This is a genomic window from Paracoccus simplex (assembly GCF_042648325.1).
Taxonomy (GTDB): Bacteria; Pseudomonadota; Alphaproteobacteria; order Rhodobacterales; family Rhodobacteraceae; genus Paracoccus; species Paracoccus simplex.
Genome location: NZ_JBHRXE010000027.1, coordinates 1 through 540, shown reverse-complemented (window position 1 = coordinate 540; position 540 = coordinate 1). Strand labels below are relative to the sequence as shown.

At 78.7% G+C, this 540-nt stretch carries 1 pseudogene; it reads left to right on the top strand.

From position 1 onward, the window contains the following. Nucleotides 1–540: pseudogene (locus ACFOMP_RS10760) on the top strand (hypothetical protein); the annotation flags it as partial.

The following is a 540-nucleotide window of genomic DNA, read 5'->3' as shown; positions in this document are numbered from 1 at the left end:
CCACGGCCAGCAATGCCGCGGCCCGTCTGCGCGGCTCGGCCCGGCCGCCGCTGCGCCCCGAAGGCTCGACCCCCGAACTGATCCGGGACGACGCGCCGGGCGACGGCCTGACCCCGGCGGAACGCCAGCAGCTGCGCGGGTTGATCCGCGATCTGGGCCGGCAATCGGTCCGCGACGGGCGGGCCGCCGCCCGGTCCCTGCCGCTCCAGGGCGAGCGGCTGGCGCAGGCCCGGCCGGCGCGCAAGCGCGGCCAGGCCACGGCCAGCGATGCCGCCAGCCCCTCGGCCATAGACGCGGCGCTGCGTTCCGCCACCACGCCACCACCAGACAAGCCCGACAGCGTCGAGACCGCTGCTGCGCCCGCCCGGGATTCGGGCGGGCTTTTACATGGCTCGGCGCGGCCGCGGCCTCGCCCCGGCGCCGGGGCGGCTGCGGCCGGGCTCTCGGCCAAGGCGGTGGAATCCGCCATCGCCCAGGCGGTCGAGGCATCGCCCGCGTCGCCGGGCGGGGTGCGGCTATCGGCGCTGAGCTCCTCGCCGC